We start from the raw sequence: 23,987 nt of genomic DNA, 5'->3' as shown, positions 1-23,987 counted from the left end.
TGGGATATTATTTTCCTACTGCAGGTCCGTTTCGCTGCCGCAGACATTGAAGAACGTTGTAATGCCGCAATCCAGACCTCTTTATCCTTTGTTGCCCTGTGTCCGGTCAAACGGACCGATCCTCGCCCGTAACCGTAAAAGCACATGGACTTTAATCAAGAACGATTTAAATCCTGCCCAGAACCGCAATTTGGACAAATCTATTTTTTGCCCTCTAAACGGGTGCGCCGCCACTGCCGATAAGAACGCGGAGACATTCCCAAATGATGTTTGAAGGCTTTTGAAAAGTAAGACACACTATTGTATCCGCTAATCCGGGCGACTTCGGTGATGGGCCAATCCGTCGTGAACAAGATTTCTTTGCTGCGTGAGATGCGGAATAGAGTCAGGTAGTCTTTCAGGGTCATGCCAGTCTGCCGTCGAAAAATTGTTGATAAATAGGACCTATCTATGTTGATTTTTGCTGCTAATTTTTTTGTCGTCAGCGGTCGTTTGTAATTTTGTTGGATCAAAGCAATCGCCTGATCGACGTATTTTTTCGCCGCGGGTTCCACATTGGACCGCTTATGCGTTCCTGGGATGCGGCTGATCTCGGCCAAGGTCAGCAAGATATTTAAGAGGCAGGACTGATCCAGCAATTGATCAACCACCAAATTGTTATTTTGTTGTTTTAGCCGACCCAGTTGCTGGTCGATCGCATGGAATTCCTCGGCGGATAACGAGGCAAAAACAAAGGGAAACTCGAAGCCGAGCTGAGTCATCAAAGTTGCCGCCATCCGCCCATCAAAGGCGATCCATGTGTATTGCCAGGGAGCATCGAAATCTGCCTGATAATAAGTGAGTTCATTTGGTTTGATCACGAATGCCTGATGGGCATGCAAATGGAAGGTATGGTCAGCAATCTTTAAGATCCCTTTTCCAGAACGGATGAAGTGGATCAAATAATATGGTCGTACGGCAGGACCATAGGAATGGCCATTGTAACAGGTTGCTGCTCCTGTGAAGAGCAACCGCAGATCCAACCAATGACCCGGGAATGTTTTGATCAGGGTTTCTTTTTCCATCGGTCTACCTTCTTTTTAACTTGATACATTCAACAAAAAGCCAAAAACGCTTCACGTCTGTCCCTAACTGTCTGACCCTTGTTACGCTTACAATATAAATGTAATCCAGTGGAATAAGTTAGTGACCGTCGATGGATTTCGTGGCCGGTTCAATTACTATGATATGGAGCGTGATAAATGATGTCAAAGACATTGAGGAGTTCATTACGTTCAACAATTACAATTCCGATCGAACAAGATGAATATTGGTATGGAGGGTGTGTGATGGACGGCTCGAAATATCCGTTTACTGCGGGCAGTGGCTATGCATTGAACCTGATCGATCTGGATAGCCCCAACCAGGTTGCACCAGCATTCATGTCGACACATGGCCGGTCCTTGTGGAGCGATGAACCGTTCAGTTTAAAAGTGGTCAGCGACAAGATGACGTTGATAAGTCGCGGTACGGTCTATCTCGATGATTCTGGAAAGACGCTGAAGGATGCGCAGCAGACACTTGCGCACAAGACTTTCACACTCGGGCAAATGCCGCCTAAAGAATTTTTCAAGATGCCGCAATGGAACACATGGATCGAGTTACTGTACAAACAGAATCAGCATGATGTGCTGAAATATGCCCACGGAATCAAGGATAACGGGTTCCCGGCCGGGATCATCATGATCGATGATTTCTGGGGCGAGTATTATGGCCGCTGGCAGTTCTCCACCCGAAAGTTTCCAGATGCGAAAAAGATGATCGCGGAACTGCACGACATGGGCTTTAAGGTCATGGTCTGGGTCTGCCCATATGTGACTGCGGATACGCCTGAGTACCATGAGCTGCGGGACAAGCACATGCTACTTTTTACGCAGGATGGGGAACCAATCGTACGCAAGTGGTGGAACGGTTACAGTGCGATGCTCGACATGTCGAATCCTGAGACATATGCGTGGATGAAGGATCAACTGCAGGCCTTGCAAGCAGACACCGGTGTCGATGGGTTCAAATTCGATGCAGGCGATCCGAAGTACTACTCGGATAACGATGTGTCTTACATGCATCTGACCAAGCAGCAGCAACCTGAATTGTGGGGCCGCTTTGGGACCGAATTCCCATATAACGAATACCGTATCAACTACAAAAATCAGGGACTGCCCTTGGTTAACCGGCTGCAAGATAAAGCTTTTGATTGGGGCAAAGACGGCTTGGCCGAATTGATCCCAGACACGCTGACGCAGGGCCTGCTGGGTTATTACTACAATTGCCCCGATATGATCGGCGGCGGGGAATATCTGAGTTTCTTGCATACAAGTACGTTGGACCAGGAACTGATCGTACGATCTGCACAATGTGCGGCGCTCATGGCGATGATGCAATTCTCAGTTGCGCCATGGCGGGTCTTAGATGAGGAACATCTTGCGCTTTGCCAACAAGCAGCCCGTCTGCACGTGCAATATGCCGATGACATTGCCGCACTGGCCGAAAATGCGGCAAAAACTGGCGAACCGATCACGCGCCCGATGAACTATGACTATCCGGAAACAGATGTCCAATTCTTAAAGACGCAATTCATGCTGGGCGACAAGCTGCTCGTCGCACCGGTCATCGAAAAAGGCGCGACGACGAAGACCGTGTACTTCCCAGCCGGCAAGTGGCAAGCATTGGACGATGACCAGACGATCATCACAGGTCAAACGGCCAAAAAGGTCCCAGTCACGTTGGCATCATTGCCTGCCTACAAAAAGATCAATTGAGGGATTATCATGGTAAAGAAGCAATCTATCAGCGCGAGTCATAATTCTCGTTGCTGTCAATTTCATTAGTTTTGACCTCTCCTTATGTAAACTCTGGGGCACTCCCGCCCATGAGCCATGCGATGCCGGAAGAAACTTTAGTAGCAATCGAAATATTGGCGACCGTGCCCACTATTTCCGTCACGATCATGTTGGTATTAGCGGTTGGATCGCAGAACATATCGGCGCAAAGTCGACCATCGCGATCGACCTGTTGTTAGTCGTAATCGCCGGGACTATACCGGCATTTGTCACGAACTACATGACGAACCTGATCTCTCGGTTATTATAGGGACAGGCTTCCAAAGCGCCTTTCAATCAATCGGTTATGTGGTCGCCATATCTCATAAAATGCGTTTCGCGTCTCGCGTTTCGCTGTTCGTTGGGTCCAGCACGAGTCCCGATCGTTTACAGGTCTTTTCACTGATCATGACTGTCATCGTCAGCATGATGGCGATGCAACAACGGACGTGCTAGGCCATTAAACTACATTATTTTGGAACTGGTCGAAAAGACCAGTTCCATTTTTGTGTGCGTCCAATCATCTTTAAGTGATTGAAATGCCCCACAGATGATCACGATATTTGACTGCATAAGGCTTAACGCCTTCTTTAATCAAACATATTAAGCTATATTCAAATGCTTCTGTATAACGTTCCTGAGGAACTGATTTACCATGAATTTCAGTGTTGTCGTGTTCTGCGTTTAGATACTGAATAAGCATATAACATCACCATTTATTTTTCTGAAAGATAGAAAAGTGTCCCTACCCCTTGCTGGTTCTATGTTTTTCCTGGATAAATTAGCTCAGCCCGCTACCTTTTTCAGCTGTTTCTGATAGCAAGCTGGGTGGCAGTTTATTCAGAAACTTTTTGGGACCCCATATGCACCGCAGACCTGATGCTGAACGTAAAGCAGAGAAAAAGTCACCGGCAGGAACGAGTTGCCATCGCTCCAGCCCAGCTGAAGAAAGCGAATGCCGCGGGTATATCTATGATCTATGCCTGGCGTGTTCAAACTGAAAGGCTACCAGGACCACATGTTTGGTATGGGCACGTTCGTACATGGAGTCGTCCACAATGAACACGTTCTTCCGTGTCGCATCCGTCACCGTTTCGATGAACCGGATCATTTGGCGGCAGAGCAGAATCAAAAACTTTTGCTAGTTGATCCAGCCGTTGTTGAGCAGGTTGCGGAACGTTTTATCCGAGAAATTCAACTGATCCTGATTCTTCGGATAACCGCGATACGTCGACTTGTTGAAAAAATAGTACAGAGCAAATAGCAGAGCAGCACGCAGAAAGTCCCCCCTTCGCTTTGTCATATTGAAGACCCACGCAATCTAGGTCCAAATGAAAATGAGCAAAAAAGGTTTGGCCGGAAGTTAAAATGTCATCTGATAAATGGTCATTTCGTAATATACGTTTTGGTATGAACACTACTCGGTTGATTTGGGTTTGACACTTTAATGATGCCGATTGATGGTCGATTCATTCTTCATTACAAAGGTATTCCGCTCTAATCTAATCTGCGGGCAACCGTTCGTGCAAGATACAGAACAGCTGTCATTTTACTGCCTCCTGGAAGGATGAATTGCCTGATTTCCGGCGAGTGAGCACTTTAAAAATCGATTTTCTGTTCCAGTTGCTTCATTTAATGATCGGAAAAATACAATCAGAATGATTCGGGGCGCATGCAAGATCATGCCCTGCATCAAAAAGACATTGCTGAATCTCCTGCACTTCCTCAATAAAGAACGACTTACGGTCATCACAACAGGCGGTTAGGTTACCCAGCCAGTTGTTCAGTGCACCCATCGTCTCATAAGCTTCGATTTGTTGGCAGCTTTTAAAACCCTGGTGCTGCCAACCAAATGAATCCTGCCTTAATCTCCGGTTTTTGAATAGAATTTCACATCCGTCCACACTTCCCCAATTCTATAACTGAACGATTACCTGGTATTTTCGATTGCTTTTAAATCAAGTCCGGACTTTTTATAACGCAACATTTTATAGAGCAGCTCACTGATATAGGCTCCTGCTTCAACGGGAGGGATGCCCTGTGCATGGATGTTCGACACAACCGTGCGTCTCATTTCCGGCATCCCCATGGTTGGTCTGTAGGCGATATAGGCACTCATGGACTGGGCCGTTGCCAGTCCCGGACGTTCGCCGATCAGCAGGCACACCACATCAGCATCGGTAATTTCGCCAATTTGATCCATCACGCCAACCCGGCAATATGTGACGAAAATAGGCTGCTGGCAATCGAGGCCATAATAATTCAACCCTTGTTTGATTGATGGAATGATTTCTTTTATATTGGCTTCGATCGCGGCAGAGCTTAGTCCATCACCAACAACGAGCTGGATTTTCGGATGATTAGTGATGTGCTTCCTGATTTTTTCTGCATATTCCTTTGAAAATCGGCGTCCTAAATCCGGGCGTGTCAGGTATTCGTCTTTTGAGCGGCAGAGTGTCTGGATGGAAATAAAATCCATCTCTTTGATTAAGTTGGGATCCACATATGAAAAAGCCGAATCTTGGGCCGCTGCATGATCCGCTCTGAATCTTAAAATGGATTGTGTTTTATATCTCGGGCCACAGCGCCAAAGGCCGAGCCTTGCCGGAGTGAAGGACTTCATTTTCATGTAGCCGTCCAAATGATGCGCATTCGGAACCAAAAGCTGCTCTCTCAAATTAATTTCCGAGATATCATTGAGTATTTTGCTTGACTGATCTGTCTCTTTTTCCATGAAATCATCTCCTTCGATTTAGAAAAACCAGGCTGCATCTGGTCCTTACTTCCAGTGGCTTTCGCATTGTACATAGGCGGTGGCACCTTCACATTTCACACTGCAGGCGGCTTTGATCGATCAGCCCTGTTTGTGAACGGTACTTCACCGCAGCCAATCCGAGAGCTTCCTCAGATGTCCATGGCCATCAAACAAGGGGCAAGCCCGCAGACACCGCGCACTTCCCTTTTCCGAGATCGATTTATCGATTCATTGAAGAAATGCCGACTGTACTCGTATCACTTCATTCGAGAAAAATGGATGCATCACCGGCGCGTTCTGTTAACTGCCCGTTCTCTATGAGGCCCATTTTTTCCATCCAATGTTCGAATTCTCGAATTGGATGCAGATGAAATAATTCACGGATGGTCGCCGTCTCCTGAAATCCTGTTGATTGATAATTGAGCATCACATCATCTGCATGCGGAACGCCCATGATGTAATTGCATCCCGCTGAAGCAAGGAGAACGGTGAGATTCTCAGCATCATTTTGATCAGCCTTCATATGATTGGTATAGCAAACATCACAACCCATTGAAATGCCCGTCAGTTTGCCCATAAAGTGATCCTCCAGCCCGGCGCGTATCACCTGCTTTGCATCATACAAATATTCCGGGCCAATAAACCCGACAACCGTATTGACAAGAAATGGATCAAATGTTCGAGCAAAGCCATAACAGCGTGCCTCCATCGTGACCTGGTCCGCTCCAAAATTCGCTTCAGACGATAATTCAGAGCCCTGGCCTGTTTCAAAATACATGACATTCGGTCCCCATGCCTGGCCCTGGTCTTCTGCAAGCTGGCGCGCCTCGGCCAGCATGCCGCGATTAATGCCGAATGCCTTATTGGCTTTCTCTGAACCGGCAATCGATTGAAAAATCAAACCGGTAGGAGCACCCTGTCTGACGGCTTCCATTTGCGTTGTAATATGTGCAAGTACACAAGTCTGTGTCGGAATCTCCCACTTGCTTCGGAACGCTTCAAATTTATTTAAAATATTTCGCACACTTTCTACAGAGTCATTCACAGGATTCAGACCGATCACCGCGTCCCCTGAACCCATACTGAGACCCTCCATGACTGAAGCCATGATTCCATTTAAATCATCAGTCGGATGATTCGGTTGCAGTCGTGAAGAAAAAGTCCCGGGGCGTCCGATTGTTGTATTTGCCGTTTTCTCAATATGTATCTTTTTCGCAGCATAGATCAAATCCATATTGGTCATTAACTTACAGACAGCAGCAATCATCTCAGAGGTTAACCCTCTTGAAAGACGTTTGATCGCAATGTCTGTTGCCGCATAGGAGAGCAGCCATTCACGAAGTTCTTCGACCGTCCAATTTTTTATTGATTGAAAAATTCGCTTATTGACACCATCAATAATAGTTCGCGTCACCTCGTCCTCATCATAGGGAACAACCGGGTTGTTAAACAGATCATTGAGTGTCAGCTGAGCAAGGACGACCTTAGCTGCTACGCGTTCCTGAGCGCTTTGCGCAGCGACACCGGCCAGCTGATCCCCCGATTTGAGTTCATTTGCTTTTGCCAAAACCTCTTTAACCGAATCAAACGTATACAGCTGTCCGGCCAGCATGGTCTTTAAAATCATAAAGAGGCACCTCCCTGATTTAGTTGAATACGAGTGTTTTGACACTGACCGGTAAAACGGTCGTATTTGAAACAGGTGTTCCTATATCGATATAATCGCCGTGATTCGCATGAATGCGGTCAATACAGATATAGGGATAATTGGGTGGCAGATTGTAAAATAAACTGTGCCCCAGTGCTTTGGCGATATCTTCTTCAGTAATCACAATCAGTGGCAGATGATGGTCAAGCAATGCCTGAGTCCCCGCCACAATTTCTCGTGCGCAGTGCTGTAATTGATTAAATGAAGGACTTTTTAAACCAACGATATATAGGGCAACATTTGAGAGCTCTTGGCTGCGAAAGATTTCAAGACAGCTTTTGATTTGATCCGTTAACCCGGGAGCGTTGCCGTTCATCGGTTCAATCGGCAGTTTAATCATCGGCACATTACGAACAGGGAGCACATTCGGCGTGTAAGAAATCGTACTTCCGCTGACGGTGATCGAATAAGATCCAGCGCCAACCACTGTGGCCCGAATCGTCTCTTGTGACGGCGCAACATCTCTGTATTGAACTATTTTTGAATCCAGCAGCCGTTTTCCCAGTAACAGCCCGATATCCCCATAGGCAAACGGCGGAAGATTTTCTAATTGCGACATACAATCGGCCACACCGCCCGAAAAAGAAATAGATCGAATCTGGTTCGTATCACGTTGCGTAAAACGATGATTTGTGACAAGCAAGTCAAAAAAGCGGTTCTTCTCACCAATGCCAACGCTGTTTTCCAGCACTTGAACAAGGACATCAATGACTGGATTGAGCTGTTCTGCTGATTTCAGGATGGTTCCTTCAGACAACTTAAGGTTTAATTGATGAATGAGCTGCTGTATTTTCGGAGCAATATAGCTAATCCGAAGCGTCTCCGGATCAATTTTAATCAAACGACCGCCAACATCAAAGCAGGCTGTGTCCAGGATCCGATCGCCGTCCAAAGCAGCAAGATTAGTCGTTCCGCCACCGATATCCAGATTAATAATCGGCATTTTTCTTTCCGATGAAACCCTTCCCGCCCCTGATCCTTTAGCCGCTAAAATCCCTTCAAGGTCGGGACCGGCGGTTGCCACTACAAAGTCACCGGCATCCTGACTCAGCGTTTGTACCACACGATCTGCATTCTCTTTTCTGGCCGTCTCACCGGTAATAATGATGGCACCCACTCCGATTGACTGTTTGCTTACACCCGCCAGCCTGTATTGCTGGCCGACAAAGTGCGCAATGGCTGCGTCATCAATTTGACAGCCGCGTGAAAGCGGCGTAAAGATGATCTCGCTTTGGAAAATAATCTCTTTCTTTGTGATGACGATATTAGGAATCGAAAATAGAGATGCCTTATTTTGAATGGTTAACCTTGAGATGATTAATTGTGTTGTAGATGTGCCAATGTCAATACCCACACTCAAAACAACATGTTCCAATTTTCGATCCTCCTTCTCCCAATTTCTGAACGAACAGGTTGCAGAAAGAATCAGATATGTTATGATTTACTACATGTTATAAATCCTCACGTGCTAAGATCATTTTAACTCTTTTCTCTTCTGTTGAAAGCAATTATTCATATTTTTATTAAAAATCAATGTCAGGTGATGCGACAAACAAATGATTATTGATGGCTTAACTCGACTTTTCTTCTCCAACTTAATCGCTAAGGCTCTCATCTAAAAAATAACTCTTGGGTTGCAAGTTTAAAATTCCGAATCTTTTGTATTACCTTTTACCCTTTCTATGGCTGTTCCGTCATGATTTATTCCATCATAAAGGAGATTCTTTTCTATGCTACTACTTGGGATTGTGGTGAACGTTCTTCTTCTCATTGTCATGTTCGCCATTATACTTAAGGCGAATCGTTCCGTCACCAGCGTGCGATCGAAAAATGCGCCGTCAGAAGATCTTAAGTCATTCGGGTATAAACAAGAATTGCTGCGTGATATGGGCGGCTTTTCAAATTTTGCCGTCTCGTTCTCGATTATTTCTATCCTTACAGGAGCCGTAACACTTTATGGCTATGGATTTAACCAGGGCGGGCCGGCAATCATGGGCGTCGGCTGGCCGCTGGTTACTCTATTTGTTCTATTCATTGCTGCAGCCATGGCAGAACTGACATCGTCCATTCCAACATCAGGTGCGATTTATCATTGGGCATCCATTCTGGGCGGACCAAGATGGGGCTGGTTTACAGGATGGCTGAACATCATCGGTCAGGTCACTATTGTTGCGGGGATTGATTTTGGCTGTGCAGGCTTTGCCTCAGCATTGCTGTTCGGCAATCCAACACATGGACAAATACTGATTACGTATGCTGTGATTCTATTAACGCACGCTACACTCAATCACATCGGAATCAATGTCGTGGCCAAACTAAACTCTTTTTCAGCCATTTATCATATTATTGGTGTCTTCATCATTATCGGCGTGTTGACGGCTTTTGGTCCACAACATAACGTCGGATATATTTTCAATGCTGATTTCTCAACCGTAACAAGTGGCAGCACTCCTTATTGGTTCGCTTTTCTTGTTGGGCTGCTGCAGGCACAATGGACACTTACCGGGTATGATGCTTCTGCGCATACAAGTGAGGAGACCATTGACCCAAAAGTCAGAGCGCCCTGGGGCGTTTATCTCTCCGTTGCCATATCGGGAATTTTTGGGTTTATTCTTCTCGCAGTTGTGACGATGTCCATTAAGGATCCTGCCGCGGTTGCCCAGGCCGGCGGTAATGCGTTTATTGTCGCGATTCAACAGGCAGTCGGTGGATGGTTCGGCCAGGCGATGCTCTGGATGGTCACCATCGCGATGTGGTTCTGCGGACTGTCTTCGATTACCTCATCTTCACGCATGATTTTCGCATTCAGCCGAGACAAAGGATTGCCTTTTTCTAAAATTTGGTCCCATATTTCCAAAAAATTCTTTACACCGAATTACGCCATCTGGCTGGTGTCCGTTATCGCCTTTCTGTCCGCAATCTTCGATAATGTTTACGCGGTAATCACTTCTCTTAGTGTGATTGGTCTCTATGGTTCCTACTTTGTTCCCATCTTTCTTAAATTGCGGGCAAAGAGCAAGGGGGCCTGGACAGCGAAAGATGACGGCCCGTGGAACTTGAAAGGTTGGAGCGGTCCCGTGAGTGTGATCGCCTGTGCCTGGATTATTTTCTTAGTTGCCCTGATGGTGATCTCACCGAGCGACGTGACCATAACCAGCCATTACACCCTTCACTATGCCACGGGAAAAATATTTATTTCCGTTCTCCTGCTGCTGACTATCTACTTCTTTGCCTATGCAAAGAGTCATTTTAAAGGACCGCATTTAGGTTCCTATGCAGAAATCAGTCAACGGCTGCGTAAAAAAGAAGGAACAGCTGTTCCCTCCGGAGAGACGGTTCAACACTGACAAAACATTCATTGTATATTAGTAAAAAAAGTCATTCTGCGGGATCGATGCGCCGGAATGACTTTTTTCTTGTTAATAAACAGACTATACCTTTAATTTTTTCTTCTCTCTTCACACAAGATCGTCCCGGGCAAGGCACTGGAAACGCTTTATGAAATCGCCATGCCCCGCCGGACATTTGATATTGGAACAAAAGCATTTCATTCTAAAAGAGTAAAGAAGTAAAGATTCAAACAATAAAGAAAAACAGTATTTTTTATGGCGGGAGGGCGTACTATGAGAGTCACATCAACTAAGGAGAGTGCTTCAATGATGATGCCTGAGTTTAACCCGAAGAAGCGAATGAGGATTTCGGATAAATGACAATTGACAATCCCTGCTGAGTTTTACAAAAAAGGCGGTTTCGGAAAAGAAGCAATGGTCGAATTCGACCCCGTAGGGAAACGGCTGATCATCAAGCCAGTTGGCGAATCCGATGGCTTTGACTTTAGTTCGCAAATTTTAAAAGATTTAATTGATCGTTAATTTGAAGGAAAAAAACTTTATGATGAATTTAACAGAGTAAAAGCACAGATCCCCGGGGCTTTAAAACGTGTTTTTGATGAAAAAACTGAAGAAGCCGGAAAAATGCCGATTACAACCTCATGTCTTTAGATGATTACCTGGACAGCATTCCAGATGGTAAGGACGATTAACTGAGAATAGGCTACGATTCAGAATTGAGCCCAAGGTAGCCAGAGTTTTAAAAAAAATACGCACTTTATAAGGAAATAAATGATGCCTTTATCCGTTTTGATCTGAACAAAGTTGGCACCGGCAAGGATCCTAAAAAAGTGTTTATCGCCTTTGCTGACTTTATGAGGGACAGACTTACCGATTATCTTAGAAAACTCAGCCATTGAACAAGCTGTGTAACATATTATTTTTTATGACCATAGTTTAATACAATTCCAGCCTCACAGTCTGCAATAACACTATTCGAAATAGTATTATTCCCCAGAACGGTTTGGTTAGGCTGAAGATCAATAATATGACCATTGAAGTACATTCTAGCTGTCAAGTTAACAATATCATCGTGAAATTTAAAATCCATTAAAATATTCCCCGCAGACCTATTGATTTTCAAGTGCCCTGGAGAGTACTGAACATCCCAAAATTCTGAACTTCTGTATGCAAACCATTCATTATTTATGATCTCTGCCAGCAATTTATTGTGACGATTATAGAATTTGGCATCAATCTTTGCGATACCTTCATCTTTATGAATCTCTAGTAATGGCTCGCCATCAACAACAATAAGTTCTGGAGTTCGAATAAAAGTGTTAGAACCCGCCTTTATCTTTAAATGATCATAGTCTCGAAGAAAGAAATCCTTGGAGATAACTTCGTTTTTTAAATTATACGGAGACTTCTTCGCCCTATATAAGACCTCTCTTGGTACTTCCCCACAATCAGCACGATGGTGATGTTCGGGGCATACAACAACCATTTTTTCTTCTATATGTTTCTTAATTTCATGGAATGGAACAATATGATGGTATTCAATTATCGGACTGCCACATAAAACACAACCAAATCGTGCCTCTTGTCTCAGGTTTCTCCTTATTTCTGCTGGTATATATCTATTCGACATCCTGGTCACATCCCCTACTGGCCATTTAATCTGATCATTCTTTCGAATAAAAGTAAAAAGGATCCAAATTTGTATTTAGCCAAAATCAATTATCCAAGGGTAGTTTTTAAATCACTGAAGTCCGGCCTGATACTTGGCCTGCTCGCCTACAAATAGTTTGACCCATTGGATGCGTATGACGTTTCCAGAGAAACAGAAAAACATGCAAATCGAAGCAATCTGAAATCAGATCGTAAAGGACATTAAGCTGGTCGGAACAATCCCTTGATAAAGTGTTTTCCAGTTTGTCTATCAGGCATTTCCCTGGAAAATACTCAGACGGTTCAAAAAATCAAATCTAATCCTAGTTTATTCATTAAGATTCTATAATTACATCTGTTTCTTGTGCAAGTGCTCTTTTCGATTTAGATACTTCTTAATTACTTTGACGTGATAACTGTTCCGACTGAGCTAAGGATTCTTTAAAATGGAAGTAAGCAGAGTTGAGTCCTTATAATTGTGTAAAAAGGGTTATCTGAATATGAGGAAATGAGAAGGTATTCTGTTTCTCTGGAGGGGGCTGGCCAGCCCCCTCCAGAGAAACAGCGGGGTTCGATTTCACTTGTTCCTTTCATTTCTCTATAAAAAATGAGCCGGAGCCCATCATCTCAGTTAGAATAGAGTCGACAAAAACCAAATTCTAAAGGAGAGACTCAGGGATGGCTCATCTACAGATTACTCTAGATGAACAACTTCTGCATCATTTATTTATTGGCAACGAAAAAGATTCGGCGATGGATGACCTCCTGGAGATGATTTTAAATCAGGTTCTGAACGCGCAGGCCAGTGAACAGATCAACGCCGAAAAATACGAACGGAGTGAAAAGCGGACGGATTATCGAAACGGTTCTTATCCTCATCAACTGAAAACACGCGTGGGAACGCTCACCCTGAACGTCCCCAGACTCCGTAACGGCCATTTCTCAACGGATCTTTTTCATCGCTATCAGCGCAGCGAACAGGCGCTGGTCCTTTCCCTGATGGAAATGGTGATCAACGGGGTGTCCACCCGGCGAGTCAGCCGAATTACCGAGACACTTTGCGGCACGGACTTTTCAAAAACGACCGTCTCTGAACTTTGCGGACATTTGGATCCCATCGTTGAGGGGTGGAATAATCGTCCCTTAAAGGGCCGCTTTCCCTTTCTCATCGTGGATGCCGTTTATACCAAGGTCCGTGAAAATGGGCGTGTCCGTTCCCGGGGCGTTCTGATCAGCTACGGGATCAACGAAGAAGGGTATCGAACGATTCTGGGGTTAAAAATCGATGACAGCGAGAGCACGGAAGCCTGGAACAGCTATTTCAGTTGGCTGAAAGCACGCGGCTTGAAGGGCGTTGATGTCGTCGTCAGCGATGATCATGGAGGACTGGTCAGTGCCGTTCAAAGAGCGTTTCAGGGCGCGACCTGGCAGCGATGCCAGGAACACTTCCTGCGCAATGTGCGTGACCGGCTCCCAAAGCCATTAAAACACGAAGTTGCCGATCAGGTTCGAGCGATTCTCCACGCGCCCGATGTCGACACAGCTCAGACCCTGCTTCACTCTTTTTTGAAAGCTTATCAGGAAAAAGCACCACGAATCACAGAGTTTGTTGAGACGGCCTTTGATGATGTGACTGCGGTGCTCTCCTTGCCCGAACCTTATCGCCGCCGTTTGCGGACAACCAATGGCATGGAACGCCTCAACGAAGAGTTTCGCCGCCGCGAGAAGGTGATTCGTATTTTTCCCAATCAAGATTCGGTCGTCCGTCTGATGGGGGCCGTTCTTATGGAGCAGGATGAAAAGTGGGTGAGCGGTCGCCGTTATTTGAAAATGGACGACTATTTTGACTGGAAGGCCAAGCAACCCAGATCAGCGAAACCGGGTAAAGTCACTACCCTTTATCCAAAAGGATGACTCGGCTTCTACTGAGATGAATTTACACACAACAAAAGACTTGATCATAACATAATCATTATCACGTATACCATTTATCATCATTTCATACAAATTTACTGTTTCATCGTGGGCATGGAATTTATCAATATCAGCAATTACTCCTGCTTTTGATCTTAAATCGTTTGCAAATTCCCAGACCCATTTCCCATGTTCATCGCTATCCCAGCTATAACTTATAAATGCAGTTTTTCGTTTGAGAGTCAACTTTGTTCCTCCGTCCTAATAAATAGTCGTTTTTTTTACGCTTCGTCAGTTTACACATCTAATCTCCAATCCATTTTCTATCCTCCGGGTTATATCACGGTTGGGTGCCCTTAGCTGTAGCCTTTTTTGATGCTGTGGAATAGTGTTCTTCGACCTTCCACCAGGGAATGATCTGAGCCATTCGTACCTAGCGGTTATTTTTATTCATAGTTCTTCTGAAAGGAAGGAAAAAGTCTTTAGGCATAGTTGATGTTCCTGATTTTTGTACAATTGAATCGCCTTATGTGCAAGGTAATTTGTCGATAATGTCCGGATATATGGCATTTATCCTTGCATATCATTTCGACAAAATCGCTTAAACTCGACTTCGACAGTTTCTAGGTACACAAAAGTCCGAAAACAGGCGACAGGTAGCCTGTTTTCGGACTTTTAATTTTTATATGTGTGTATCTAGGATTTAAGGTCGATTCGACATATCTTTCGAGGGACCTTTATCCCAAGAGCCTTAATGATTTCATGCTGTTTTGCGGTGATTTCCGTCCTTTGATAGAAGTCTCCTTTTTTTGAAGAAAATTTGCCCAGAACCATCTGATCCATGGTATGTTTCAGTTTTGGCCAGGTTTCACCGGTCTTCAGTTCCGCCAGCCGAATAAGAAGCAGAGCCAGCCAGTTCAGTAAAACGTGCGTCTTAATCCGATCCTCGATCCGATGGTACATCGGTCGAAGACAGAGTGTAGACTTTAAGGTTCGGAATCCATTTTCTACAGCCATCAGGTTCTTGTATCCCAGCGCCACTTCTTCTGCGGACAGGGTGTCATCCGATGTTCGAATCAGGTATTTCCCGTCATAACGCGCCGCATCTCGAAGCGCCTGCCGATTAATTCTCAGCTGCCCGTCCTTCAGCTGGCGAAGATAACGACCATAAAGCTTATGTGACCGCAGGGCACAGGCCGCTTTGGTATGCTTCTTTTCAGGCAACTGATGTAAGTCTTCCAGAGCCATCTCCAAATCACGAACCAGTCGTTCCCGCTGTTTCTTATCTTTCTCTGCTTCTTTTGAGTTGTAGGCGAGGATAAAACGCTGCCGCTTTTCTCCGTCCCCGACGACAATCTCCTTAACCTCAAGATGGTTGCGAACCTTTTGATAACGTCCCTTGCGGGACATCGCTTCATCCACAATTTTCTTACCGGAACGCATGGGCTCACCAACAATATAATGCCCTCCGGCACGCTGCAGCGTCGTTAGATTGTCCTCCGTGGAAAAGCCACGGTCCATCACACTGATCACCCGTCCCAGCTTCCAGCCAACTAAATCCTTTTTGGCCTCTTCAACGACTGTTTTATCCGCCGTGTTACCTGGCCAGACCCAGCATCGGATGGGCAAGCCTTCCTTCGTAACGGCCATGCCGATGACCACCTGCAGCAGATCCGGACGTTTGTCTTTGGAATAGCCCAGCTTTCGCAGATTTTCCTTTTCCGGAGCTTCCTGGGGCTCAACCTCAAAGTAGGACGAGGTTGTATCAAAATAGATCAGGTCGACTTCAAGATTCAGTAGATTCGCTGTCGAAAAATAAACCTGTTCCTCCAGCTGGCTGCGCATTTCCAGGAGTAAATCCATGGCACGGTAAAACTGATGGACATGTGCCTCATTGAGTCCGGGCAGTGCCACTTCATCCTGTATCCACTCCTCAAGCCCCAGCTTGCTTGTTGGATCCAGAGCTCGATTGGCTACCATAGCGAAGATGAGTCGTTCGACGTCGATATCATGTTTACGACCCGCCAATAATTCATGAATGATCTGGTCCATGCTCAGCATTTTCCAGAGCTGATCCAGTGTCCAGACTCCACCCAGCCTTTTGGATGCTTTGAAAGCAAAATCAGCCGCCTGACCAATCTCAGACTGAGCCCGCAGGGCTTCTTCAGGAGAGAGATACCTTGAAATGCTTTCCACCAGCCGACGGAGCGCGTCAACATCCAGTTGATCCTCGCGACCGAACGAATAAATCACCCTTGCTTTGGCATATTTGGCCTTGGAATCCCACTCATTTTGAGCCAGCTGCAGATAGGCTACTGTACGACCATCTTTATTTTTTCGAGAAACCCTTCGTAAGTACATGCCTATATTATATTACAGGTGAGTTTCAACATCAAGCATAGTTATCCACAGATGTGTGCCTATGGATAACTTTTGGATGACCTATTATGCACATGTGGATAATTTAAATAAATCCCTAGAACAAGGGATTCTTTTAATCGCTCACTTGAAAGATTGTGCCTACAACTGTCGAAGTCGAGTTAAAAATCCTGCTATGTCACCAACATTTTTTTATTTTCATCAAGTCCTAATTAGAACCCCCTCAGGTAATTTTCGAGAACCATACAAGGTATATCTTTTCTAACTTTGCCTCATGATGGATGTATCAATCACACACTCACACACCCGAATTCGAAAGGCGTAATAGCGGTTACTAAAAAAGCCGAAAAGGACATAACAATAACCCTTCTCGGTCTCTTGATTCTTTCTGCATGTGTTAATGTTAACATCGGCGAGCATTTAGAAATTATTATCCCTTGAATCTCTGTCCTAATTAATAGTTTCAACAGACAGACAGTTATACATGTCCTCTGCTGTTTGTGCCTGGTGTAACTGCAGAACCATCACTTCTGAATTTATCAAGTAATATAAGCTGTTAATAGCTGTCTTATTTTTCACACTGTTATCAAACTTGACGGCTAATAGAAAGATACAATCAACCCAATTTTTCTGCCACTGAATCGGTTGTTTTAAGGTCATCACACAAATTGTGGGGTCAAGTACCAGATTGCTCGCCCCATGAGGAATTGCGACTCCTTTACCAATTTCCGTCGGCATAATCATTTCACGATTAAATACCGATTTTTCAAAACCCGAACGAACTAAATTTTGAGCAAGCAGCTGGTGAGTTAAAAAGTCAAGGATCTCACGACGCGTTTTAAAGATTTGATGTGGAAAAAGGCAAGTCTTTTTAATAAATGGTCCAAGTTGATTCTTATTAATTAGCTGAGGATGATGTATAATGTACGTATTAATTCGGCCAATATCATAAGAATCCAGAAAATTGGATACCTGTATTACAGGAACAGCACTGTCGAATTGTAATGTTGAGACGATAAAGTCGATACGGCTCAAATCATAATTGGTGATGTCCTTGTAGGGAACTGTATCAACGACTTTAATCAGTGGCAACGCCGACGAAATTCTATTTTGAATCAGTCGGGAAAAGCCAACTCCTTCCGGACAAACGATGATCACTCGTTTTATTTTTACATTATTCTCCAATGAACCCTGAAAATGAATGGTTAAATAACCTATTTCAGCTTCAGAAACAAGCTTCGAGGAATGATTCTGACCTCCTTGATCCAGCAATTCTGCAACGGCCAACAGCACAATACCGAATAACGAAGAAAAATTTTCTTTGATTTCATCAAGTAAAGGGTTGGTTAATGATTGATGATTTTTCAATCGTTCAAACATTGCATAACAATGTGACCGTAAATTAAGGTACAATTCCTGATCTTGTGTTAAGTCAATTCTTAAGATCGCCGACACCTTAGCAGTCAACTTTTGAGCGAATTTATCGGCACCGTTATCAAATCGATTTAAAAAATTCACCAATGAATCTGGACTGATGCTACTTTGAATCCCTGACATCACCAAATGCTGATTGAGATATTTCAGATCATCCTGCCCGAAAGTATGTGGAAACTGTTCATCAAGCAGCGTGTAGAGAATAGCCAGTCTTGAATGAGGCTGACTAAGTAAATCAGGACAGAATTGAACATGCCGAAACTGAGCATTTCGTGCTATGACTATTAATATATGGGTCATCACATTAGCATAGTTTGCATCATTAAAGTGAAAATCAGTAGTTTTTTCAAACCGAGATAAAACTTGTTCCGTTTTAAAAATTTTCTCGCTGCCAAACAAAGCTTGAAGTCGCAAGTAAGTTGTCGCTGTTAAACGAGTCTTCAAACGATTTTTTAAAAAACACTGCTGTTGATCCAAAGGCTGATAATCTTTAATGATTTGCCGCAGCGCCTTGCGAATTAACACTTCATTACCTGCGATGTATGTTCCCTGGTAATCTGACTTCATGATTAAGTGCTGTTGTACTAAATCATGCTTAATTATATCTAAATCTCGCGCGATAGAACTTCTTGAAACATGATACTTATCTGCTAATTGATTGATAGAGATTCGGCGATGATTCATCAAAAGAGCCAGCTTAATCTGCTGACGTCGTGTCATAGCACTTAGAGGGCTGGTCGCAGCTTTAAGTTTGTTTTTAATCAGTAACAGATTCTCCGGCACACCGGATATCATAAAACCTGCACCTGGTTTATTCTGAATGGTCACCGCATCGAGTTCACAAAGCCAGGATTTTATTTCCTTTATATCACTTGCAATCGTACGTTCAGAAACATGGAACATGTTAGTCAAGTCGCGTAGGGAGATAGCTTTTTGATTCGCATTATCTATCAACATCATAAGTATCTTCAGCGTACGCGGTTTCATTATCATATCATTCCCTCATCAGCAATGTCACGCATCCATATCCTGCTTAATTGTTTTTTTCAAAATTGCCATCATCAATACCACAACTGCAACTCCGACTAACACTGCGAAAAAATACATCAAGGGGCGATGGACTACTGGCAAAACTAACAAGCCACCCAACGGAGCCATATCAGCTGCACCGGCTAATCCCGCAATCACAGATCCTATTGCCGATCCCAGCATAATTGATGGAATAACCCGTAAGGGATCTGTAGCTGCAAATGGAATCGCGCCTTCGGTAATACCGCAAGCCCCCATTACAATTGCGGCCTTACCTGATTCTCTCTCATCATCAGAGAACTTGTGTTTTAAAACAAGTGAAGCAACTCCTAAACCAATGGGAGGAATACAAATGGCTACCCCGGCCATTCCCATAAGACTACCGTCCCCCGTTGAAATCAGTGCAACAGCAGTGGTATAAGCAATTTTGTTCATCACGCCGCCCATATCAAATGATATCATACAGCCTATAATGATTGACAGGAGTACCGTACTTCCTGTCGACATGCTTTTCAGCCATATTTGAATGAATTTGTCTGCTGATCCTAATGGTGCAGCAACCACATAGATATACAACAATCCTATGACGATCGCCACAACAAGAGGAATGATAATGATCGGCATTAAAGGCTTAAGAAAAGCTGGAACTTTCCATGTTTTGACCCATTTGGCCAAATAACCGGCAGCAAATCCCATAAGTAAGCCGCCTAAAAATCCCGTCGATATTTTTCCGTCGCCCACAGGATTGGCTGCCAGATAGCCTAAAACAAGCCCTGGTACTAAGCCTGGCCGCCCTGCAATCGAATAGGAAATGTACCCGGCTAATACAGGTACAAACAAGGCCATACCCGCCGAACCAATGGTCATAATATTGACCAGCAGCGGATTGGTCACATCGGCACCGCCGCTGAAAGCTAAAGCAATAGCCAATAAAATCCCGCCAACAGTGATTGTTGGAATCATATAGGAAACGCCTGTCATTGCATGATTCTTGATTTGATTTAGACTTTTATTCACTGCCCTCACCCTTTCAAGATTTAGATGGATTTAATTGCTTCTGTCAATACTTTTTGCGGATCTGTGACACAGGAGGATACTGACGTTTCATAAACTGACTTCCCTTCAAAGCGTTCACGGCCTTCAATTTCAATGTCAGCGCCAATAATCACTACATCAGCCGTAGAAATATCATCTGCTGATAATTCATTCTCAGCTCCCATGGCACCTTGAGTTTCAATTTTGCATTCATAACCTTTCTTTTTAGCTGCATCTTGTAATGCACTTTGTGCCATATACGTATGAGCAATTCCCGCCGTGCAGGCAGTAATTCCAACAATTTTCATTTGACTCATCCTTTCTTACTCTTTTTCACTGGAAGTAATAATATCAATCACTTCTTGCTTATTGCTGGACTGTATCAATTTCTGACGAAAATCTGTCTCGATAATCTTTCTCGCAATATTGGACAAAATCTTCAGATAATAATTCCCTTTCTCTTTTTCGGGCACACCGATCATAAAAATTAGATGTACGACTTGTCTGTTCCACAGCACCCCTTTTTTTGATTTTGCAAAGCAGACAAAGGGTGATTTGACAGCATCTGTTTTGCCGTGCGGCACAGCCACAGAATAGCCTAAAGACGTTGAAGCTTCATTTTCACGGTCTATGATGGCCTGGCGATAATTCTCCACACTTCGCAGGCGCCCATCCCGTCTGGCAAGTTCTATTAAATGATTGATGATTGTCATTTTGTCGTTTGCTTTAACATCCATATCAATGAGATCCGGTGTTATGATCAAGGTTTTCATCACCTATTGTTAATTTATAAGTCTTAAATTCACTTGTCGCTAAAGTAAAATGGCATCCCGTATCTTTCTGTTCTGCACGTGTTGCTTCATCTAAGTCAACAGATTCAGCATCATCCGGAAAGATAACCGCAGCTGAATTCTTAATAAAATTATTGAAACATCTTATTATTACACTACTTCCTTTTTCAGCTTTTTTTAAAGCGCTCACCACTGCCGTCGATCCCGATATGTCTAAAAATCCTTTCTGAACCGGCAATTTTTTGACGCTTGGCTCATTTCGAATAAAGCGGATTCGACTATTCAGGAATGGAGCCAGTTCATAACACTGCAGGGGACTATAAATCATCTTGGACACATGTCCGACCTTTGCCTGATCAAAGGTTTGATCAGAATAGTAAACCCCCAGGGTAAATTCATTGATCCCCAACATTTCGGCATCAGGTGTCGGTACAATGGTTTCTCCGGAAGCACGGCCCGGACGATAGAGCAGCTTTTCTTTGCCCATGTAACTGTAAGTCCGAAATAAGGTCACAGTCAGATCTGAAAAGTGTTTTCCAGTGACTTCGTACTCACGTGCGCCGTCTGTAAATACAGCCACAGTCGCATGTGCGTCACTCAAAGCAGCAAAGGATTGCAGGGGATTAAGCTCGATGGGCTTTTCAACCCAGTGGCATTGTTGCCAACTAGCATCCTGTGAATGAACAAAGGGCCGCTGAACTGTGCCAAACAAGCCATCAGCCAATGAATTTTGACTGTGAATATCGGTATGGCATCTGAATCGCACTCTATGAGACAGCACCCGGTTATCTACTTTCACCGCAACATGAACCACCGGGTCTTGCCGATTTAAACTGACACATAAACTCAAGGGCATTAGCTCGTTTTTCTGCTTCAGCGCCCTTACCGATAAATCCTGAGGTACTTGAAAATTCATTTGAACGGTAATAGATTGTTCCAGGACTCCCAAGTGAGATTTAATCTGAACGACCTGTGCTTCCGATGATGTAATGGATAAATCCTGATAGGGCGGAGAATAATTATAGGAATCTCCTCCATCGCCATTTTCAATAATTTCAAATTGACGTGTATAAACCCGGCTCGTTTTCTTGTCTTTCACATTAAAAGTTCTCGTACATGAATCAAACCATACCTGATAGTATTCATTCTCAATTCGATTTTGATTTGTTTCATGAATCGTGATCGGTACTGCTGACTCATCAGGAAACAGATAAAACTGTTTGTACCCTAAGCCCGGAACGTTATCAACCCAAAATTTAATATGGGTATAATAGACTTTTTGTGGTAACTTTCTCTTCTTTTTATGGCTGCGATACATGTTCGGCGTCAGTAATTCAGCTTGATGCAATACATAGTCGCTTTGATCTTGCCGGCTTACGACTTCATATAGGATCTCATTACCATCTGTATCTTCAAAATGATAGCTTCCTCCAGGAAGATAAGCGAATGTGTCAAGTACTTCACTTCTTGGTACAGGCATCGTATTAAAAACTGTAAAAGAATAGTCATGATCTGTCTTTATATTCATGCTGATATCCCGCATCATTTTCTCAGTTATATTCTGCGCAAAATCATGTGCCAGTTTGTTTCGAGCCCCAATGTCAAAATTGGTAGAATCACTATTGCAATTGCCGATACTGTCATGAGCAGCATTTTTAAATACTATTTTCCAAATATGTTCAATCTCACGATGAGGGTAGCGAAGACCGCAAAGATATCCCAGTGTCGATATGGGTTCCAAAATATGGGTCACATAATTTTCCAGTTGGTTGTTTTTCTTCTTAAGATCAGCTCGAGTCGAGTAGATAGATTTATGAACCCGTGAATCTTCACCATCGAGTAACTCACCCTTAATCGTTGGTAATTTTCTATCTTCTTTCGTACGTATATCATTTCTAAGCTCCACTAAATATTGCTCAGGGGAGGATATCATGTATTGATGGTTAGTATCAATCACATTCAGTTTTGTAACAATTTGATTCAGCCTGTGATTAATCGGTAATTGATCAACCCCATTTGGAAGATAGAGTTGGTTAAAAGCGCTGCGCTGTTCTAATTTAGGAATCATTGAGGAACTGAACTGTTTCAACTCTTCAACGTTTTCTGGAATATTAGCACCGAAAAAGTAACCAAACGGCATCTGAATAGCTAATATTTTTGTTCCGTCGTCTCCTTCCCATAAAAACTCGTTTTGTTTTAGTTTTGAATGACCGATGCCCCTCCAAATAATAGCCGTCCTGATACCAAATTTCTGATAAATCTGGGGCATATTACCTCCTTGACCAAAGATATCCGGACAATAACCGATCATCATACTATGTCCTAATTGTTTTGCAAACTTTATGCCGTAGTACAAATTACGAACAATTGACTCCTGTGCCACAGCAATTTGATCCGTTTGGGTATACCATGGACCAATTAATAACCGCTGATCACTAATCAGTTTCCCCAGTATCGAGCGCTTCTCCGGGTAAAATGACAAGTAATCCTCAATCAAAGAACTCTGTGCGTCAAACAAATAATAGTACGTATCAGGGTTCTTTTCTAAGACGTCAATCACCTCATTGACCTGACTGATTAAGTAAACTGTCGAACGAGAATTTGTAAAATACCATTCACGATCCCAATGAGTGTGGGGAACGATATGAACGTTCTTCTTTTTCACCTTGCTTCCCTCCCTTCAATATAAGTATAAAAGCGCTTTCATCTTTAAAAAATACCAAAGTGTTGCTGAATGCTCTGAAAAAATGTGTACAGTAAGTTCAGCACTTTACCTCAGACCTTCTTCAGATTCTCCCTCGCGGTGGACAGCCTTGTCTTCAGCTAGTAGTTGGACCACTGCAACCCACAGCGGTCTTTCACTGCCAAGTTATCGTCCATGACGGGTGCACTAAAAAAAGCTTGACGGGTTCCTCGACGGACTTTCTGCTTTAATTACTCCATCTCAATTTAAAATGTTTCGAAGTGCTTGATTGCAATAACAAATTTGCCACCCAGACATCCGGCGGTATCACTGGGTTTGTTCCCCCTGATTCTCTTTCAGTTCACTTTCTTCGCATCTTTTCACATCTTCAAAACAGGATT

General features: G+C 43.8%; 19 protein-coding genes. 4 read left to right on the top strand and 15 right to left on the bottom strand.

What is annotated here, in order from left to right:
- Nucleotides 1-200 precede the first annotated feature (200 nt).
- A complete protein-coding gene (locus ABNN70_RS05660) occupies nt 201-1,064 on the bottom strand; it encodes an AraC family transcriptional regulator (RefSeq protein ID WP_353949037.1) in 864 nt (287 codons plus the stop codon).
- A 264-nt stretch (nt 1,065-1,328) separates the two neighbouring features.
- Between ABNN70_RS05660 and ABNN70_RS05655 the strand changes: the two genes are divergently transcribed.
- A complete protein-coding gene (locus ABNN70_RS05655) occupies nt 1,329-2,798 on the top strand; it encodes a glycoside hydrolase family 31 protein (RefSeq protein WP_353949036.1) in 1,470 nt (489 codons plus the stop codon).
- 1,201 nt (nt 2,799-3,999) lie between these two features.
- On the opposite strand, the gene ABNN70_RS05650 is transcribed toward ABNN70_RS05655, so the two are convergent.
- The 6 genes from ABNN70_RS05650 to ABNN70_RS05625 all read right to left on the bottom strand — a co-directional run bounded on the left by ABNN70_RS05650 (nt 4,000) and on the right by ABNN70_RS05625 (nt 8,696).
- Nucleotides 4,000-4,161 (bottom strand): hypothetical protein, encoded by a 162-nt coding sequence (locus tag ABNN70_RS05650; RefSeq protein ID WP_353949035.1) that lies wholly within the window; start codon nt 4,159-4,161, stop codon nt 4,000-4,002.
- Nucleotides 4,162-4,355: 194 nt separating this feature from the next.
- Nucleotides 4,356-4,439: an ATP:cob(I)alamin adenosyltransferase gene (locus ABNN70_RS05645; RefSeq protein WP_353949387.1), complete on the bottom strand. Its 84-nt coding sequence runs from the start codon at nt 4,437-4,439 to the stop codon at nt 4,356-4,358.
- 47 nt (nt 4,440-4,486) lie between these two features.
- A complete protein-coding gene (locus tag ABNN70_RS05640) occupies nt 4,487-4,762 on the bottom strand; it encodes an ATP:cob(I)alamin adenosyltransferase (protein WP_353949034.1) in 276 nt (91 codons plus the stop codon).
- 26 nt (nt 4,763-4,788) lie between these two features.
- Nucleotides 4,789-5,592: an ethanolamine ammonia-lyase subunit EutC gene (gene eutC / locus ABNN70_RS05635; RefSeq protein WP_353949033.1), complete on the bottom strand. Its 804-nt coding sequence runs from the start codon at nt 5,590-5,592 to the stop codon at nt 4,789-4,791.
- A gap of 283 nt (nt 5,593-5,875) precedes the next feature.
- Entirely contained in the window at nt 5,876-7,240 is a 1,365-nt protein-coding gene (locus tag ABNN70_RS05630) for an ethanolamine ammonia-lyase subunit EutB (RefSeq protein ID WP_353949032.1), read from the bottom strand.
- A 19-nt stretch (nt 7,241-7,259) separates the two neighbouring features.
- Entirely contained in the window at nt 7,260-8,696 is a 1,437-nt protein-coding gene (locus ABNN70_RS05625) for an ethanolamine ammonia-lyase reactivating factor EutA (RefSeq protein ID WP_353949031.1), read from the bottom strand.
- 355 nt (nt 8,697-9,051) lie between these two features.
- Here ABNN70_RS05625 and ABNN70_RS05620 point away from each other — a divergent pair, with 355 nt between their 5' ends.
- Both ABNN70_RS05620 and ABNN70_RS05615 read left to right on the top strand, forming a co-directional pair.
- The gene (locus ABNN70_RS05620; protein ID WP_353949030.1) at nt 9,052-10,668 is read left to right on the top strand and encodes an amino acid permease; all 1,617 of its coding nucleotides are present in this window, start codon (nt 9,052-9,054) and stop codon (nt 10,666-10,668) included.
- A gap of 366 nt (nt 10,669-11,034) precedes the next feature.
- On the top strand, nt 11,035-11,193 hold the full coding sequence (locus ABNN70_RS05615) for a hypothetical protein (protein WP_353949029.1): 159 nt from the start codon (nt 11,035-11,037) through the stop codon (nt 11,191-11,193).
- A 394-nt stretch (nt 11,194-11,587) separates the two neighbouring features.
- Here ABNN70_RS05615 and ABNN70_RS05610 read toward each other — a convergent pair whose 3' ends face one another.
- The gene (locus ABNN70_RS05610; protein ID WP_353949028.1) at nt 11,588-12,301 is read right to left on the bottom strand and encodes an HNH endonuclease signature motif containing protein; all 714 of its coding nucleotides are present in this window, start codon (nt 12,299-12,301) and stop codon (nt 11,588-11,590) included.
- Nucleotides 12,302-12,999: 698 nt separating this feature from the next.
- Between ABNN70_RS05610 and ABNN70_RS05605 the strand changes: the two genes are divergently transcribed.
- A complete protein-coding gene (locus ABNN70_RS05605; RefSeq protein WP_353949027.1) occupies nt 13,000-14,235 on the top strand; it encodes an IS256 family transposase in 1,236 nt (411 codons plus the stop codon).
- Here the strand turns inward: ABNN70_RS05605 and ABNN70_RS05600 are convergent.
- From ABNN70_RS05600 to ABNN70_RS05570, 7 genes are all read right to left on the bottom strand, one after another.
- Nucleotides 14,191-14,481, bottom strand: coding sequence for an SEFIR domain-containing protein (locus ABNN70_RS05600; protein ID WP_353949026.1), 291 nt, complete (start codon nt 14,479-14,481; stop codon nt 14,191-14,193). The two genes, ABNN70_RS05605 and ABNN70_RS05600, sit on opposite strands and share 45 nt — an antisense overlap.
- 450 nt (nt 14,482-14,931) lie before the next feature.
- Nucleotides 14,932-16,596, bottom strand: coding sequence for an IS1634 family transposase (locus ABNN70_RS05595; protein WP_353949025.1), 1,665 nt, complete (start codon nt 16,594-16,596; stop codon nt 14,932-14,934).
- A 468-nt stretch (nt 16,597-17,064) separates the two neighbouring features.
- The gene (locus ABNN70_RS05590; RefSeq protein WP_353949024.1) at nt 17,065-19,041 is read right to left on the bottom strand and encodes a PTS sugar transporter subunit IIA; all 1,977 of its coding nucleotides are present in this window, start codon (nt 19,039-19,041) and stop codon (nt 17,065-17,067) included.
- A 21-nt stretch (nt 19,042-19,062) separates the two neighbouring features.
- A complete protein-coding gene (locus ABNN70_RS05585) occupies nt 19,063-20,094 on the bottom strand; it encodes a PTS fructose transporter subunit IIC (protein ID WP_353949023.1) in 1,032 nt (343 codons plus the stop codon).
- A gap of 20 nt (nt 20,095-20,114) precedes the next feature.
- Entirely contained in the window at nt 20,115-20,420 is a 306-nt protein-coding gene (locus tag ABNN70_RS05580; RefSeq protein WP_353949022.1) for a PTS fructose transporter subunit IIB, read from the bottom strand.
- Nucleotides 20,421-20,435: 15 nt separating this feature from the next.
- Complete coding sequence (locus tag ABNN70_RS05575) at nt 20,436-20,876, bottom strand: PTS sugar transporter subunit IIA (protein ID WP_353949021.1); 441 nt, start codon at nt 20,874-20,876, stop codon at nt 20,436-20,438.
- Nucleotides 20,851-23,568, bottom strand: coding sequence for a glycoside hydrolase family 38 C-terminal domain-containing protein (locus tag ABNN70_RS05570; RefSeq protein ID WP_353949020.1), 2,718 nt, complete (start codon nt 23,566-23,568; stop codon nt 20,851-20,853). The genes ABNN70_RS05575 and ABNN70_RS05570 overlap by 26 nt, the downstream gene beginning before the upstream one ends.
- Nucleotides 23,569-23,987: the final 419 nt, after the last annotated feature.

The sequence above is a fragment of the Sporolactobacillus sp. Y61 genome, assembly GCF_040529185.1.
In the GTDB taxonomy this organism is placed as follows: Bacteria; Bacillota; Bacilli; order Bacillales; family Sporolactobacillaceae; genus Sporolactobacillus.
The sequence above is the reverse complement of the archived record's forward strand: the minus strand, read 5'-3'. Positions and strand labels throughout refer to the sequence as shown.